Origin of the sequence: Streptomyces sp. JHA26 (genome assembly GCF_002005565.1) — a bacterium.
Classification (GTDB): domain Bacteria; phylum Actinomycetota; class Actinomycetes; order Streptomycetales; family Streptomycetaceae; genus Streptomyces.
On record NZ_BDJC01000047.1, the window covers coordinates 42,432 to 57,839 of the forward strand.

Below are 15,408 nucleotides of genomic sequence, written 5' to 3' on the forward strand. Positions count from 1 at the left end.
TCACTGAACACACTGGTGGATCCCGTCCCCGAGGCACCGAGGATTCCACCCATGCACGGCTCCCGCATCACCGCCGTCGGCCACCACCAGCCCGCCGGGACCCTGACCAACGAGGACCTGGCGGGCATGGTCGACACCAGCGACGAGTGGATCAGGAGCCGGGTGGGCATCCGTACCCGCCACATCGCCGGACCCGACGAGCCCGTCGACGAGCTGGCCGGCCACGCCGCCGCCAAGGCGCTCGCCGCGGCCGGCCTGACGCCCGCGGACGTGGACCTGGTGCTGGTCGCCACCTCCACCGCCGTCGACCGCTCACCGAACATGGCGGCCCGGGTCGCCGCCCGCCTGGGCATCCCCGGGCCCGCCGTGATGGACCTCAACGTCGTCTGCGCCGGCTTCACCCACGCCCTGGCCACCGCCGACCACGCCGTCCGGGCCGGTTCGGCGGACCGCGCCCTGGTCATCGGCGCGGACAAGATGTCCGAGGTGACCGACTGGACCGACCGCACCACCTGCGTGCTCGTCGGCGACGGGGCGGGGGCCGCCGTCGTGGAGCGCTGCGCCCTGGGCGAGGACGCGGGGATCGGCCCCGTCCTGTGGGGCTCGGTGCCCGAGATGGGCAACGCGGTCCGCATCGAGGGCACGCCCCCGCGGTTCGCGCAGGAGGGACAGAGCGTCTACCGCTGGGCCACCACGAAACTGCCCGCCATCGCCCGCCGGGCCTGCGAACGCTCCGGGCTCGAGCCCGCCGACCTCGCCGCCGTCGTCCTGCACCAGGCCAACCTGCGCATCATCGAACCCCTCGCCGCGAAGATCGGCGCCGTCAACGCGGTCGTCGCCCGCGACGTCGTGGAGTCCGGCAACACCTCGGCGGCGAGCATCCCCCTCGCCTTCTCCAAGCTCGTCGAACGGGGCGACATCACGACCGGGGACCCGGTGCTGCTCTTCGGCTTCGGCGGGAACCTCTCCTACGCCGGACAGGTCGTCCGCTGCCCGTGACGCGACGTGCCGCGACGTGCCGTGACGCGACGCGGACCGGCCCGGACCGGGGTGTGACGTGGCCGACACTCACGGCCCCGGCCCCCGCGCGCCGTAGACTGTAGACGAAAGACAATCGATACTCGGCGTACTGCTCGTGCCGTCCTTCGAGGGGGACCGATGTTGTCCGCAGGACTGCCGCAGGGTGCGGTGCCCAAGCTCGAACGGCCCGGCCCGCTGCGCGACCGCGTCTACGAGGCGCTGCTCGAACTCATCACCACGCGCGCCCTCCGGCCCGGCCAGCACCTCGTCGAGAGCGAGCTCGCCGGCCACCTCGGGGTGTCCCGCCAGCCCGTGCGGGAGGCGCTCCAGCGGCTCAACACCGAGGGCTGGGTCGATCTGCGCCCCGCCCAGGGCGCGTTCGTGCACGAGCCGACCGAGGAGGAGGCCGACCAGCTCCTGGCGGTCCGGACGCTGCTGGAGGCCGAGGCGGCCCGGCTGGCCGCCGCCAACGCCTCCCGTGCGGGCGTGGCCGTGCTGGAGGAACTGTGCGCGGAGGGGGAGCGGGCCGTCGCCGCCGACGACGTGGACGCCACCGTCGCCCTCAACGCCCGCTTCCACGCGGAGGTCATGGAACTGGCCGGCAACGCCGTCCTCGCCGAACTCGCCGCGCAGGTCGACCGCCGGGTCCGCTGGTACCACACGCCGGTCGCCCGGCAGCGCGGCATGCAGTCCTGGATCGAGCACCGGGAGCTGATCGCCGCCATCGCCGACCGCGACGAGCAGCGGGCGAAGCAGCTGATGTGCGAGCACACGGAGCACACGCGGACCTCCTACCACCAGCACCGCACTTCCTGAGACCGCAGCCTCCCCAGGGCCGCCCGGCGCACCGGCCGGGCGGCCCCGTCCTGTTCCGGGCCGCCGGACCCGTCGCACGCCTTTGTCCTCTCAGTGGAGAAAGTTCGCAGCAATTCATGCGCGACTTCTTCCCACACCCGGCGCTCACTGCTACGTTCCCTCCGAAAGCACGCCACGGACGTGGCCGGAAACACCGGTACACTCAAGCCGATCGAGGCGGGGAGGGGTTCGTGAGACGTATGACGGCACGACCTGCGAACGCCCATCAGGCCCGGCTGCTGCAGCTGTTGCGCGACGGCGGCCCCAACTCCCGCGCCCAGCTCGGCGACCAGGTCGACCTGTCCCGGTCCAAGCTGGCGGTCGAGGTGGACCGGCTGCTGGAGACCGGGCTGGTGGTGGCCGACGGACTCGCCGCCTCGCGCGGCGGCCGCCGTTCCCACAACGTCCGCCTCAACCCCGAACTCCGCTTCCTCGGCGTCGACATCGGCGCGACCTCGATCGACCTCGCGGTCACCAACGCCGAACTGGAGATCCTCGGGCACATCAACCAGCCCATGGACGTGCGCGAGGGGCCGGTCGCGGTCTTCGAGCAGGTGCTGGCCATGGCCGCCAAGCTGCGGGCCTCGGGGCTCGCGGAGGGCTTCGACGGCGCCGGCATCGGCGTCCCGGGCCCGGTCCGCTTCCCCGAGGGCGTGCCGGTGGCTCCGCCGATCATGCCGGGCTGGGACGGCTTCCCCGTGCGGGAGGCGCTCAGCCAGGAGCTCGGCTGCCCGGTGATGGTCGACAACGACGTGAACCTGATGGCGCTGGGGGAGCAGCACGCGGGCGTCGCCCGCACCGTCGCCGACTTCCTCGTCGTCAAGATCGGTACCGGCATCGGCTGCGGCATCGTCGTCGGCGGTGACGTCTACCGGGGCACGACGGGCAGCGCGGGCGACATCGGCCACATCCAGGCCGTGCCCGACGGACGCCCCTGCGCCTGCGGCAACCGGGGCTGCCTGGAAGCGCACTTCAGCGGCGCCGCACTGGCCCGGGACGCCACGGAGGCCGCCCAACAGGGCCGGTCCGCCGAGCTCGCGAGCCGGCTGGAGGCGGGCGGGGGCCTCAGCGCCGCCGACGTCGCCGCCGCGGCCGCCGCGGGCGACGCCACCGCACTCGACCTGATCCGGGAGGGCGGCCGCAGCACCGGCCAGGTCATCGCCGGCCTGGTCAGCTTCTTCAACCCGGGCCTGGTCGTGATCGGCGGCGGGGTGACCGGCCTCGGGCACAACCTGCTCGCCGCGATCCGCACGCAGGTCTACCGCCAGTCGCTGCCGCTGGCGACCGGCAACCTGCCCATCGTCCTCGGGGAGCTGGGTCCCACCGCCGGAGTCATCGGCGCGGCCCGGCTGATCAGCGACCACCTGTTCTCACCCGCGTAGGCGCCAGGCGCCTTCCGAGTCCCACCAGCACAGCGCTCTGCCCTGCCCTGCTCTGCCCTGCTCTGCCCTGACACCGGCCCGTACGCCCGCCTAGGGGACCTCACATGGCACCAGAACCACCGCTGCTCAGCATGTCCGGCATCACCAAGTCGTTCCCCGGAGTCCGGGCCCTCGACGGCGTCGACCTCGAGGTCCAGGCCGGTGAGGTGCACTGCCTGCTCGGCCAGAACGGGGCCGGCAAGTCCACCCTCATCAAGGTGCTCGCCGGCGCCCACCAGCCCGACACCGGCACCATCCGCTGGCGTGGCGAGGACGTCACCCTGCGCTCACCGATCGCGGCCATGCGCCTCGGCATCGCCACCATCTACCAGGAACTCGACCTGGTGGAGCACCTGTCGGTCGCCGAGAACGTCCACCTCGGCCACGAGCCGACCACCGCCGGCTTCGTGGTGCGGGGCAGGACGGCCAAGGCGTCGACCGCCCAGCTGCTCGAACGGCTCGGGCACCCCGAGATCGACCCCGGGCGGCTGGTCGGCGACCTGTCGGCGGCGCAGCAGCAGATCGTGTCCATGGCGCGGGCGCTCTCCCACGACGTACGGCTGATCGTGATGGACGAGCCGTCCGCGGCCCTCGACCCGGACGAGGTCGACAACCTCTTCCGCATCGTCGCCGACCTCACCGCCGACGGGGTCGCCGTCGTCTACATCTCGCACCGGCTGGAGGAGATCCGCCGCATCGGCGACCGGGTCACCGTCCTGAAGGACGGCCGGGCCGTCGCCGGCGGGCTGCCCGCCGAGTCGACGCCGACCCGCGACGTGGTGGCGCTGATGACGGGGCGCAACGTCGAGTACGTCTTCCCCGAGCGGCCCGACTCGCCGCCGACGGCGGAGCCCGTGCTGAGCGTGCGGGGACTGACCCGGGAGGGCGAGTTCGCCCCGCTCGACCTGGACGTCCGCCCCGGCGAGATCGTCGGCCTGGCCGGACTGGTCGGCTCCGGCCGCTCCGAGATCCTGGAGACCGTCTACGGGGCCCGCAGGGCCGACGCCGGCGAGGTCCTCGTGGAGGGCCGCCCGCTGCGGCCCGGCAGCGTGCGCGCCGCCGTGCGCGCCGGACTCGGGCTCGCCCCCGAGGAACGCAAGGCGCAGGCCCTGCTGATGCTGGAGTCCGTCACCCGCAACGTGTCGGTCTCCGCCCTGTCCCGCTTCTCGCGCGGCGGCTGGATCGACCGCGGCGCCGAACTGGGCGCCGCCCGGGCGGCCACCCGCGAACTGTCCCTGCGGCCCGACAACCCGTCCGTGCCCGTGCGCACCCTCTCCGGCGGCAACCAGCAGAAGGCGGTCCTCGCCCGCTGGCTGCTGCGCGGCTGCCGGGTCCTGCTCCTGGACGAACCCACCCGCGGCGTCGACGTCGGCGCCCGCGCCGAGCTGTACGCGGTCATCCGCCGCCTCGCCGACGAGGGCCTCGCCGTGCTGCTGGTCTCCAGCGAGGTGCCCGAGGTGCTCGGCCTCGCCGACCGCGTGCTGGTGCTGCGCGAGGGCCGTGTCGTGCACGAGGCCCCCGCCCGCGAACTCGACGAACACCGCGTACTCGACCTCGTGATGGAAGGAAGCCCGGCGTCATGACGCAGCACATGTCCCCGCCACGGGGCGGCACCGGCAAGACGGCGGCGGCGGACGGTCCGTCCGCCTGGCGGAGCCTGACGGCCCGCGCCGACCTGCGCACCCTGAGCCTGCTCGGCGTGCTCGCCGTCCTGGTCCTCATCGGCGGCATCACCCAGCCCGACGCGTTCCTCGACACCCGCAACCTGCAGCTGGTGCTCACCCAGGCGTCCGTGATCGGCGTCGTCACCGTCGGCATGACCTTCGTGATCATCTCCGGCGGCATCGACCTGTCCGTCGGCGCGATCGTCGCCCTCGCCTCGGTGTGGGCGACCACGGTGGCGACCCAGGAGTTCGGCTTCGTCGGCATCCTGTTCACCGCGGTCGTCGTCGGCGTGGGCTGCGGGCTGGTCAACGGCGTGCTCATCGCCTACGGCCGGATGGTCCCGTTCATCGCCACCCTCGCCATGCTGGCCTCGGCGCGCGGCCTCGCCCTGCAGATCACCGACGGCCGCACCCAGGTCGTCACCGTCCCCAGCGTCCTGGACCTCGGCGAACGCGACTCCTACGTCCTGGGCATCCCGCCGCTGGTCCTGGTCTTCGCGGCCGTCACCGTCGTCGGCTGGCTGGCGCTCAACCGCACCACCTTCGGGCGCCGCACCGTCGCCGTCGGCGGCAACGCGGAGGCCGCGCGGCTCGCCGGCATCGACGTCCGCCGCCAGCGGCTCTACCTCTACCTGCTGTCCGGACTGTGCTGCGGCATCGCCGCCTTCCTGCTGATCGTCCTGGCCGGCTCCGGCCAGAACACCAACGGCAACCTCTACGAACTCGACGCCATCGCCGCCGCGATCATCGGCGGCACGCTCCTCACCGGAGGCCGCGGCACCATCGTCGGCTCCGTGCTCGGCGTCCTCGTCTTCACCACGATCACCAACATCTTCGCCCTGAACAACCTGCAGACCGACGTCCAGCAGATCGCCAAGGGAGCGATCATCGTCGCCGCCGTGCTGGTCCAGCGCCGTTCCGCGAGCACGACCTGAGGAAAGGGTTCACCACCATGCAGCAACTCAACGCGAGTCGCAGAGGACTGCTCTTCGGAGCCGCCGCCGTGGGCGCCGGTGCCTTCCTCACCGGCTGCACGAGCAACGAGACCGACGACGAGAAGCCCGCCGCGAACGACCAGCCGGCCGCCGCCGACAAGCCCGGCAAGCAGGTCACCATCGGCTACGCCGGCCCCCAGGCCGACCACGGCTGGCTCAACGCCATCAACGACAACGCCAAGAAGCGCGCCGAGAAGTACTCGGACGTCACCCTCGAGGTCACCGAGGGCTCCAACGACACCGCCCAGCAGATCGGCCAGATCGAGACCCTCATCAACAAGAAGGTCGACGTCCTCGTGGTGCTGCCCGCCGACGGCAAGGCGCTCACCCAGGTCGGTCTGAAGGCGATGCGCGCCGGCATCCCGGTCGTCAACCTCGACCGCATCTTCAACAGCCCCCAGGCGTACCGCTGCTGGATCGGCGGCGACAACTACGGCATGGGCCTCAACGCCGGCCACTACATCGGCGAGAAGCTCAAGGACAAGCCCGACGCCAAGGTCATCGAACTGGCCGGCCTGGACAACCTGGAGCTGACCCAGCAGCGCACCCAGGGCTTCGACGACGCCCTCAAGAACTACCCGAACATCAAGAAGGTGGCCCGTCAGGCCGCCGATTTCACCGTCGAGTCCGGCCAGGCCAAGATGGCCCAGCTCCTCCAGGCCCAGTCGTCGTTCGACGCCCTGTGGAACCACGACGACGACCAGGGCGTGGGCGCGCTGCGCGCCATCGAGCAGGCGGGCCGCGACGACTTCCTGATGGTCGGCGGAGCCGGGGCGCTCTCCGCCTTCCAGGCCATCAAGGCGGACAGCGGCGTCCTGAAGGCGACCGTGCTGTACCCGCCGACCATGGCCGCCTCCGCCATCGACCTGGCCCGCGCCCTCGGCCAGGGCAAGGGGGTCAGCGGGCTCGCCGAGTTCGAGATCCCCTCGACGGTCACCTGCTACTCGGCCGTCGTCGACAAGGAGAACGTGGACCAGTACATGTCCACCGGCTTCAAGTGAGGGCCGCCGCCCCGGCCCGGCCCGACCAGCCGGCCGGGGCGGGGCCCACCCCCCACCGCGCCACCACGACGAGGAGGACATCCGCATGGGACAGCCGCAGCAGCCCGAGGGGGCCGGGGCGGACGCAGCAGCGACCGGTACCGGAACCGGTACCGGCACCACGGCCACGGGGGCATCCGCGACCAGACCGCCGCTGCGCGTCGGCATGGTCGGCTACGCCTTCATGGGCGCCGCCCACTCCCAGGGCTGGCGCACCGCCGGCCGGGTCTTCGACCTGCCGCTGAACCCGGTCATGACCGCCATCTGCGGCCGGGACGCCGACGCCGTCCGCACGGCGGCCGACCGGTACGGCTGGGCGAGCGCCGAGACCGACTGGCGGGCCCTGGTGGAACGGGAGGACATCGACCTCGTCGACATCTGCACCCCCGGTGACAGCCACGCCGAGATCGCGCTGGCCGCGCTCGCCGCCGGCAAGCACGTCCTGTGCGAGAAACCCCTCGCCAACACCGTCGCCGAGGCGGAGGAGATGACCCGGGCCGCCGAGGAGGCGGGCGCACGCGGCCAGCTGGCCATGGTCGGCTTCAACTACCGCCGGGTGCCCGCCACCGCGCTGGCCCGGCGCATGGTCGCCGAGGGCCGCATCGGCCGGCTGCGGCACGTGCGGGTGACGTACCTCCAGGACTGGCTGGTGGACCCCGAGGCCCCGCTGACCTGGCGGCTGCGCAAGGAGCAGGCCGGCTCCGGCGCGCTCGGCGACCTGGGCGCGCACATCGTCGACCTCGCCCAGTACCTGACCGGGGAGCGGCTGGCCGGCGTCTCCGCCCTCACCGAGACCTTCGTGCGGGTGCGCCCCCTGCCCGGCGGTACGGCACGGGGCCTGTCCGCCACGTCGGCCGCCGGCACGGGGGAGGTCACCGTGGACGACGCCGCCGTGTTCACCGGCCGCTTCACCTCCGGCGCCCTCGCCTCCTTCGAGGCCACCCGCTACGCCACCGGCCGCAAGAACGCCCTGCGCATCGAACTCAACGGTGAGCGCGGTTCGCTCGCCTTCGACCTGGAGCGGCTCAACGAGCTGTCGTACCACGACGGCACCGAGCCCGGTGAGCACGCCGGTTTCCGCCGCATCCTCGTCACCGAGCCCGAGCACCCCTACCTGCACGCCTGGTGGCCGCCGGGCCACGGACTGGGCTACGAGCACACCTTCGCCCACCAGGTGCGCGACCTCGTCCACGCGGTCGCCGAGGGCCGCGCACCCGAACCCTCCTTCGCCGACGGGCTGCAGGTGCAGCGGGTGCTCGCGGCCGTGGAGGAGAGCGCCGAGAAGAACTCCGTCTACACCCCCGTCGCCATCACGTCGACCGTCGTCTGAGGAGGCCAGAAGCGCATGCCGCGCAACTTCACACTGTTCACCGGGCAGTGGGCCGACCTGCCTCTGGAGGAGGTCTGCCGGCTCGCCCGCGACTTCGGCTACGACGGCCTCGAACTCGCCTGCTGGGGCGACCACTTCGAGGTCGACAAGGCCCTCGCGGACCCGTCCTACGTGGACTCCCGGCACCAGTTGCTCGACAAGTACGGCCTGAAGTGCTGGGCGATCTCCAACCACCTCGTCGGGCAGGCCGTCTGCGACGCCATCATCGACGAGCGCCACCAGGCCATCCTGCCCGCCCGCATCTGGGGCGACGGGGAGGCGGAGGGCGTGCGGCGGCGTGCCGCCGCGGAGATCGCGGACACCGCCCGCGCCGCCGCCGCGTTCGGCGTCGACACCGTCATCGGCTTCACCGGGTCCGCCATCTGGCACCTGGTCGCCATGTTCCCGCCGGCGCCCGAGTCGATGATCGAGCGCGGCTACCAGGACTTCGCGGACCGCTGGAACCCGATCCTGGACGTCTTCGACGCCGAGGGCGTGCGGTTCGCGCACGAGGTCCACCCCAGCGAGATCGCCTACGACTACTGGACCACGCAGCGCGCGCTGGAGGCGGTGGACCACCGGCCCGCGTTCGGCCTCAACTTCGACCCGTCGCACTTCGTGTGGCAGGACCTGGACCCGGTCGGCTTCCTGTGGGACTTCCGGGACCGGATCTACCACGTCGACTGCAAGGAGGCCCGCAGGCGCCTCGACGGCCGCAACGGCCGCCTCGGCTCCCACCTGCCGTGGGGCGACCCGCGGCGCGGCTGGGACTTCGTGTCGGCCGGGCACGGGGACGTCCCCTGGGAGGACGTCTTCCGCATGCTGCGCTCCATCGACTACGGGGGCCCGGTCTCCGTCGAGTGGGAGGACGCCGGCATGGACCGGCTCCAGGGCGCCCCCGAGGCCCTCACCCGGCTCAAGGCGTTCGACTTCGAGCCGCCCAGCGCGTCCTTCGACGCCGCGTTCAACAGCTGATCCACGCGCCCGGCAGCAGGTCGGCACGGGGGCCGGAACATCCGCCGGTCCCCGGTCCGACGTGCCCGGACCCCGCTTTGTCCTGCGCGGGGCAAAAGTTCAACTATTCGGGATCCAAGGGGTGTTCGCACAGGACGAACACAGCTAACGTCCCTGATGTGTTCAGGACACACACGTCTCCGGGGTGACGGCGCACCCCGGCGCCCGCACCGCACGCATGCCTTCGCACCCGTTCCGTACGGCCCATTCCGTTCCCGGAGGGACTTCGTGCACAGAAGCAGAATCAGAGGCACCGGCACCACGAGACGGCCCGGACTCCGCACCGCCCTCGCCCTGCTCACCGGCCTCGCCCTGGCGGTGGCCACCCCGGCGACCGTCGCCGGCGCCCAGCCCGGCAGCTCCCCCCTCGACGCCACCGCGGCCCCCGCGGCCGCCGAGGGACAGTTCCAGCAGGTACCGCTCGCCAAGGGCGAGCCGGAGATGGGCGAGCCGATGTCGCTCGCCGTCCTCCCGGACCGCAGCGTCCTGCACACCGCCCGCGACGGCACGCTGCGCCTCACCGACCAGGGCGGCGTCACCAAGGTCGCCGGCCGCATCCCCGTCTACAGCCACGACGAGGAGGGCCTCCAGGGCGTCGGCGTCGACCCGGACTTCGAGAACAACCGGGCGATCTACCTCTACTACGCCCCGCCGCTCGACACCCCCGAGGGCGACGCCCCGGAGAACGGCACCGCCGAGGACTTCAAGAAGTTCGACGGCGTCAACCGCCTCTCCCGCTTCGTCCTCAACCCCAACGGCACGCTGGACATGGCCAGCGAGAAGAAGGTCCTGGAGGTCGCCACCTCCCGCGGCACCTGCTGCCACGTCGGCGGCGACATCGCCTTCGACGCCGAGGGGAACCTCTACCTCTCCACCGGCGACGACACCAACCCCTTCGCCTCCGACGGGTACAGCCCGATCGACGAACGCCCGGACCGCAACCCGGCCTTCGACGCCCGCCGCAGCGCCGGCAACACCAACGACCTGCGCGGCAAGATCCTGCGCATCAAGGTCGCCGAGGACGGCTCGTACACCATCCCGGAGGGCAACCTCTTCCCCCCGGGCACCGAGAAGACCCGCCCCGAGATCTACGCGATGGGCTTCCGCAACCCGTTCCGCATCAGCGTCGACAAGAAGACCGGCACGGTCTACGTCGGTGACTACGGCCCCGACGCCGGCGCCGCCGACCCCCAGCGCGGCCCGGCCGGACAGGTCGAGTTCGCCAAGGTCACCAAGGCCGCCAACTTCGGCTGGCCGTTCTGCACCGGTGACAACGACCCGTACGTCGACTACGACTTCGCCACCAAGACCTCCGGCGAGACGTTCGACTGCGCCGCCCCGAAGAACACCTCGCCGCACAACACCGGCCTCGTCGACCTGCCGCCCGCGCAGGCCGCCTGGATCCCGTACGACGACGACTCCGTGCCCGAGTTCGGCAGCGGCTCCGAGTCCCCGATGGGCGGCCCGGTCTACCGCTACGACCCCGACCTCGACTCCAAGGTCAAGTTCCCCGAGGAGTACGACGGCGACTTCTTCGCGGGTGAGTTCGGCCGCCGCTGGATCAAGCGGATCGAGCAGAACGACGACGGGTCGGTCGCGAAGATCAACGACTTCCCGTGGACCGGCACCCAGATCATGGACATGGAGTTCGGCCCCGACGGCGCGCTCTACGTCCTCGACTACGGACTGTCCTGGTTCCAGGGCGACAAGGACTCCGCCCTGTACCGGATCGAGAACGCCGCGGACGGCTTCTCCCCGATCGCCGAGGTGAGCGCGAACAGGACGTCCGGCGCCACCGGCCTGAAGGTCACCTTCACCGGCTCCGCCAAGGACGCCGACTCCCCGGACCTCACCTACAGCTGGGACTTCGGCGACGGCACCAAGGGCGAGGGCCTCACGCCCACCCACCAGTACAAGAAGGCCGGCACCTACACCGCGACCTTCACCGCGAAGGACCCCGAGGGCAACACCGGCAACGCCAGCGTCCGGATCGTGGTCGGCAACACCGCGCCCAAGGTGACCATCGAGACCCCCGGCAACGGCACCCTCCTCCCCATGGGGCAGCCCATCCCCTTCAAGGTGAAGGTCACCGACCCCGAGGAGACGATCGACTGCTCCAGGGTCAAGGTCGCCTACAGCCTCGGCCACGACTCCCACGCCCACGAGCTGACCAGCGAGACGGGCTGTGAGGGCACCCTCAACCCGCCGCCGGGCGACGGCGGCCACGACCCCAACGCCAACATCTACGGCGTCGTCGGCGCCAGCTACACCGACGGCGGCGCGAACGGCCAGGAGGCCCTGACCGGGACCGCCCGCACCGTGATCCAGCCGCCGCACCGCCAGGCCGAGCACTTCACGGCCCAGCAGGGCGTGTCGCCGATCGACAAGACCGGCGCCAACGGCGGCAAGACCGTCGGCGACATCAACGACGGCGACTGGATCTCCTTCAGTCCCTACAAGTTCGACGGGCAGAAGAAGCTGACCGTACGGGCCTCCTCCGGCGGCGCCGGCGGATACCTCGAGGTGCGCACCGGCTCGCCCACCGGCCCGCTGCACGGCTCGGCGTACATCCCGCCGACCGGCAGCTGGGAGACCTTCCAGGACGTCGACGTGCCGCTGCGGGCCCTGCCCAGGAAGACCACCGACGTCTACCTGGTCTTCAAGGGCGGCGAGGGCGCGCTGTTCGACATCGACGACTTCGAGTTCTCCACGGAGCCGTTCACGGCCGGCAAGAAGGTCCTGGTCTTCTCCAAGACCGCGGGCTTCCGCCACGACTCCATCCCGGCCGGCATCGCCGCCCTGAAGGAGCTGGGCGCCCCGGCCGGCATCTCCGTCACCGCGACCGAGGAGGCCAGGCAGTTCACCACCGCCAACCTCGCCAAGTACGACGCGGTCGCCTTCCTGTCCACCACCGGTGACGTCCTCGACGCCGACCAGCAGAAGGCGTTCGAGAACTACGTCGCGAACGGCGGCGGCTACATGGGCGTCCACGCCGCCGCCGACACCGAGTACGACTGGAAGTTCTACGGCGGCCTCGTCGGCGCCTACTTCGCCTCGCACCCGGCCATCCAGAAGGCCACCGTCCGCGTCGAGGACCACGACCACCCGGCCACCGCGCACCTGGGCGACACCTGGGAGCGCACCGACGAGCTGTACAACTACCGCACCAACCCGCGCGAGCAGGCCAAGGTCCTCGCCACCCTCGACGAGACCACCTACCAGGGCGGCACCATGAAGGGCGACCACCCGATCGCCTGGTGCCAGAACTACGGCGGCGGCCGCTCCTTCTACACCGGCCTCGGCCACACCAAGGAGTCCTACGCCGACGAGACGTTCCGCGCCCACCTGCTCGGCGGCATGCAGTACGCCACCGGCCAGGTCAAGGCCGACTGCAAGCCGGCCAAGGGCTACCGGAGCATCTTCAACGGCCAGACCCTGGACGGCTGGAAGCAGGCCGGCCCCGGAAAGTTCAACGTCAAGGACGGCGTCCTGGAGTCCGAGGGCGGCATGGGCCTGCTCTGGTACCAGGCCAAGGAGCTGAAGTCGTACTCCCTCAAGCTCGACTGGAAGATGCAGGGCGACGACAACTCCGGTGTCTTCGTGGGCTTCCCGGCCTCCGACGACCCCTGGTCCGCGGTGGACAAGGGCTACGAGGTCCAGATCGACGCCACGGACGCCGTGGACCGCACCACCGGTGCGATCTACACGTTCAAGGCGGCGAACATCAAGGCCCGTGACCAGGTCCTGCGGCCGCCCGGCCAGTGGAACTCCTACGAGATCAAGGTCCAGGGCGAACGCCTCCAGGTGTTCCTCAACGGAGTCAAGATCAACGACTTCACCAACAAGGACCCCGAGCGGAGCCTGACCAACGGCTACATCGGCCTGCAGAACCACGGCGCCGACGACCAGGTCTCCTTCCGCAACATCCAGCTGAAGGAACTGCCCCGGTAGGGCGACCCGAACGGCGGCGGGCGGAGGACGCCGGATCTCCGCCCGCCGTCACCCCAGGCCCAGCGCCCGGCACCCCGCTCGTCCCCCTCCGGCACCCCCGCCCGGTTCGCGTACGACAAGGAGGCTGCCCATGTCCGCCGAACCGTCCCTGCCCACCACGTCCCCGGCCCCGCGCTTCGGCGTCTGGCTCATCGGAGCGCGCGGATCCGTCGCCACGACCGCGATCGCGGGCTGCGCCGCCGTCGCCGCCGGGCTCCACCCGCCGGCCGGCATGGTCACCGAGACCCCCGACTTCGCCTCGAGCGGTCTGCCGGCGCTGTCCTCCCTCGTCTTCGGGGGCCACGACACCGTCGACTGCCCGCTGCCCAAACGCGCCGAACACCTCGCCGACGGCGGCGTCCTGCCGCACGGCCTGCCGGCCGCCGTGCACGCCGAACTGGCCGCCGCCGACGAGGAGATCAGGCCCGGCGGCCCCCTGCCCGGCGACACGGACCGCGGCTTTGGCCGGGGCGACGACGCGTTGATCGACGTGTTCGCGGACGACATCCGCGACTTCGTGCGCCGCCGGGGCCTCGCGGGCGCCGTCGTGGTGAACGTCGCCTCCACCGAGCCCGCACCCACCGACGGCTCCCTGCCACCCAGCTCCCTCTACGCGGCGGCCGCCCTGCGCGCCGGCTGCCCCTACGTCAACTTCACCCCCTCCACGGGCCTGCACCACCCGGCGCTCGCCCCGCTCGCCGCGTCCTCGGGCGTGCCGTACGCGGGCCGCGACGGCAAGACCGGGCAGACCCTGCTGCGCTCCGTGCTCGGCCCGATGTTCGCGCAGCGCGCCCTCGCCGTGCGCGCCTGGTCCGGCACCAACCTGCTGGGCGGGGGCGACGGCGCCGCCCTCGCCGACCCCGCTGCCGCCGCCGCCAAGAACGCCGGCAAGGAACGCGTCCTCGCCGACACCCTCGGCGCGGCACCCGAGGGCGAGGTCCACATCGACGACGTCCCCGCGCTCGGCGACTGGAAGACGGCCTGGGACCACATCGCCTTCGACGGCTTCCTCGGCTCCCGCATGATCCTGCAGACCATCTGGCAGGGCTGCGACTCCGCGCTCGCCGCCCCCCTCGTCCTCGACCTGGCCCGGCTGGCCGTCCGCGCCCAGGAGAAGGGCCTGACCGGCCCGCTGGGCGAACTCGGCTTCTACTTCAAGGACCCGGTGGGGGACGGCCCGGCGTCGCTGGCCGAGCAGTACGCGGAACTGAGGCGCTTCGCCGCGCGGCTGCGGGACGACGCGGGGCCGGGGGACCGCGGACGTTCGGACGACGGCGCCGACGGCCGAGGAGCGCGGCGATGAGCCGCGTGGCCGCCACGGCGCGGGGCGCGTCCTCGCCCGCGGGAACGGCGACGGCCGACGACCCCACCACGGAGGCCGGGGCCGCCGTCCCGGTCGCCGACGGCCCGGCACCCGGTTCCTCCGGCACCCCCGGACCGCGTTCCGGCCGCGCCGGCGCCTGGGCCGAACTGCTGCGCCTGCCCGCGCTGTTCACCGTCCCCGGCGACGCCCTGGCCGGCGCCGCCGCGGCCGGCGCGCGCCCCGGGCCCCGCACCCTGCTCGCCATCGGTTCCTCCCTGTGCCTGTACGAGGCCGGCATGGCCCTGAACGACTGGGCGGACCGGGCCGAGGACGCCGCGGAGCGCCCGCACCGCCCGATCCCGTCCGGCCGCATCCGCCCGGCCGCCGCCCTCACCGCCGCCGGTGTCCTCACCGGCGCCGGCCTGGCGCTCGCCGCCGGTGCGGGGAGGCCCGCCCTCACGGTGGCCGCGCCCCTGGCCGCGACCGTCTGGGCCTACGACCTCGCCCTGAAGCACACGCCCGCCGGTCCCGCGGCCATGGCCGCCGCCCGCGGACTGGACCTGCTCCTGGGCGCCGCCGCCACCGGCGGCGGCACCCGCGCCGCGCTGCCCTCCGCCGCGCTGCTCGGCGGCCACACCCTCGCGGTCACGGCCGTCTCCCGCCGCGAGACCACCGGCGGTTCGGCGCTGGCCCCGCTGGCCGCCCTCGCGACGACGGGGGTGCTGACCCATCTGGTC

Annotated in this window: 11 protein-coding genes; all 11 read left to right on the forward strand. The window is 72.5% G+C overall.

Going from position 1 to position 15,408, the window contains the following annotated elements; all coding sequences use genetic code 11:
- Positions 1 to 51 precede the first annotated feature (51 nt).
- Positions 52 to 999: a beta-ketoacyl-ACP synthase III gene (locus JHAT_RS25110; RefSeq protein WP_077800529.1), complete on the forward strand. Its 948-nt coding sequence runs from the start codon at positions 52 to 54 to the stop codon at positions 997 to 999.
- 159 nt (positions 1,000 to 1,158) lie between these two features.
- Positions 1,159 to 1,836: a GntR family transcriptional regulator gene (locus JHAT_RS25115; protein WP_077800530.1), complete on the forward strand. Its 678-nt coding sequence runs from the start codon at positions 1,159 to 1,161 to the stop codon at positions 1,834 to 1,836.
- A gap of 239 nt (positions 1,837 to 2,075) precedes the next feature.
- Complete coding sequence (locus JHAT_RS25120; RefSeq protein ID WP_077800531.1) at positions 2,076 to 3,257, forward strand: ROK family transcriptional regulator; 1,182 nt, start codon at positions 2,076 to 2,078, stop codon at positions 3,255 to 3,257.
- Positions 3,258 to 3,361: 104 nt separating this feature from the next.
- Positions 3,362 to 4,879, forward strand: coding sequence for a sugar ABC transporter ATP-binding protein (locus JHAT_RS25125; protein WP_077800532.1), 1,518 nt, complete (start codon positions 3,362 to 3,364; stop codon positions 4,877 to 4,879).
- Positions 4,876 to 5,895, forward strand: coding sequence for an ABC transporter permease (locus JHAT_RS25130; RefSeq protein ID WP_077800533.1), 1,020 nt, complete (start codon positions 4,876 to 4,878; stop codon positions 5,893 to 5,895). The genes JHAT_RS25125 and JHAT_RS25130 overlap by 4 nt, the downstream gene beginning before the upstream one ends.
- Positions 5,896 to 5,912: 17 nt before the next feature.
- Positions 5,913 to 6,956: a substrate-binding domain-containing protein gene (locus JHAT_RS25135; RefSeq protein WP_077800534.1), complete on the forward strand. Its 1,044-nt coding sequence runs from the start codon at positions 5,913 to 5,915 to the stop codon at positions 6,954 to 6,956.
- Positions 6,957 to 7,041: 85 nt separating this feature from the next.
- Positions 7,042 to 8,325, forward strand: a complete 1,284-nt coding sequence (locus JHAT_RS25140) for a Gfo/Idh/MocA family protein (RefSeq protein WP_077800535.1) — start codon at positions 7,042 to 7,044, stop codon at positions 8,323 to 8,325.
- 15 nt (positions 8,326 to 8,340) lie between these two features.
- Positions 8,341 to 9,339, forward strand: a complete 999-nt coding sequence (locus JHAT_RS25145; RefSeq protein ID WP_077800536.1) for a sugar phosphate isomerase/epimerase — start codon at positions 8,341 to 8,343, stop codon at positions 9,337 to 9,339.
- A gap of 267 nt (positions 9,340 to 9,606) precedes the next feature.
- A complete protein-coding gene (locus JHAT_RS25150) occupies positions 9,607 to 13,329 on the forward strand; it encodes a ThuA domain-containing protein (RefSeq protein ID WP_077800537.1) in 3,723 nt (1,240 codons plus the stop codon).
- A gap of 130 nt (positions 13,330 to 13,459) precedes the next feature.
- Positions 13,460 to 14,671 carry an inositol-3-phosphate synthase gene (locus JHAT_RS25155; RefSeq protein ID WP_077800538.1) on the forward strand — a complete coding sequence of 404 codons (1,212 nt, stop codon included), beginning with the start codon at positions 13,460 to 13,462 and terminating at the stop codon, positions 14,669 to 14,671.
- Positions 14,668 to 15,408, forward strand: a 741-nt coding sequence (locus JHAT_RS25160) for an SCO3242 family prenyltransferase (protein ID WP_077800539.1), incomplete at its 3' end; no start/stop codon positions are given. The genes JHAT_RS25155 and JHAT_RS25160, both read left to right, overlap by 4 nt.

Bases quoted from the DNA above. Each gene is read 5' to 3' on its own strand.
- JHAT_RS25155 (WP_077800538.1), top strand. From the start codon at position 13,460: ATGTCCGCCGAACCGTCCCTGCCCACCACGTCCCCGGCCCCGCGCTTC.
- JHAT_RS25130 (WP_077800533.1), top strand. From the start codon at position 4,876: ATGACGCAGCACATGTCCCCGCCACGGGGCGGCACCGGCAAGACGGCG.
- JHAT_RS25120 (WP_077800531.1), top strand. From the start codon at position 2,076: ATGACGGCACGACCTGCGAACGCCCATCAGGCCCGGCTGCTGCAGCTG.
- JHAT_RS25145 (WP_077800536.1), top strand. From the start codon at position 8,341: ATGCCGCGCAACTTCACACTGTTCACCGGGCAGTGGGCCGACCTGCCT.
- JHAT_RS25135 (WP_077800534.1), top strand. From the start codon at position 5,913: ATGCAGCAACTCAACGCGAGTCGCAGAGGACTGCTCTTCGGAGCCGCC.
- JHAT_RS25115 (WP_077800530.1), top strand. From the start codon at position 1,159: ATGTTGTCCGCAGGACTGCCGCAGGGTGCGGTGCCCAAGCTCGAACGG.
- JHAT_RS25140 (WP_077800535.1), top strand. From the start codon at position 7,042: ATGGGACAGCCGCAGCAGCCCGAGGGGGCCGGGGCGGACGCAGCAGCG.
- JHAT_RS25110 (WP_077800529.1), top strand. From the start codon at position 52: ATGCACGGCTCCCGCATCACCGCCGTCGGCCACCACCAGCCCGCCGGG.
- JHAT_RS25125 (WP_077800532.1), top strand. From the start codon at position 3,362: ATGGCACCAGAACCACCGCTGCTCAGCATGTCCGGCATCACCAAGTCG.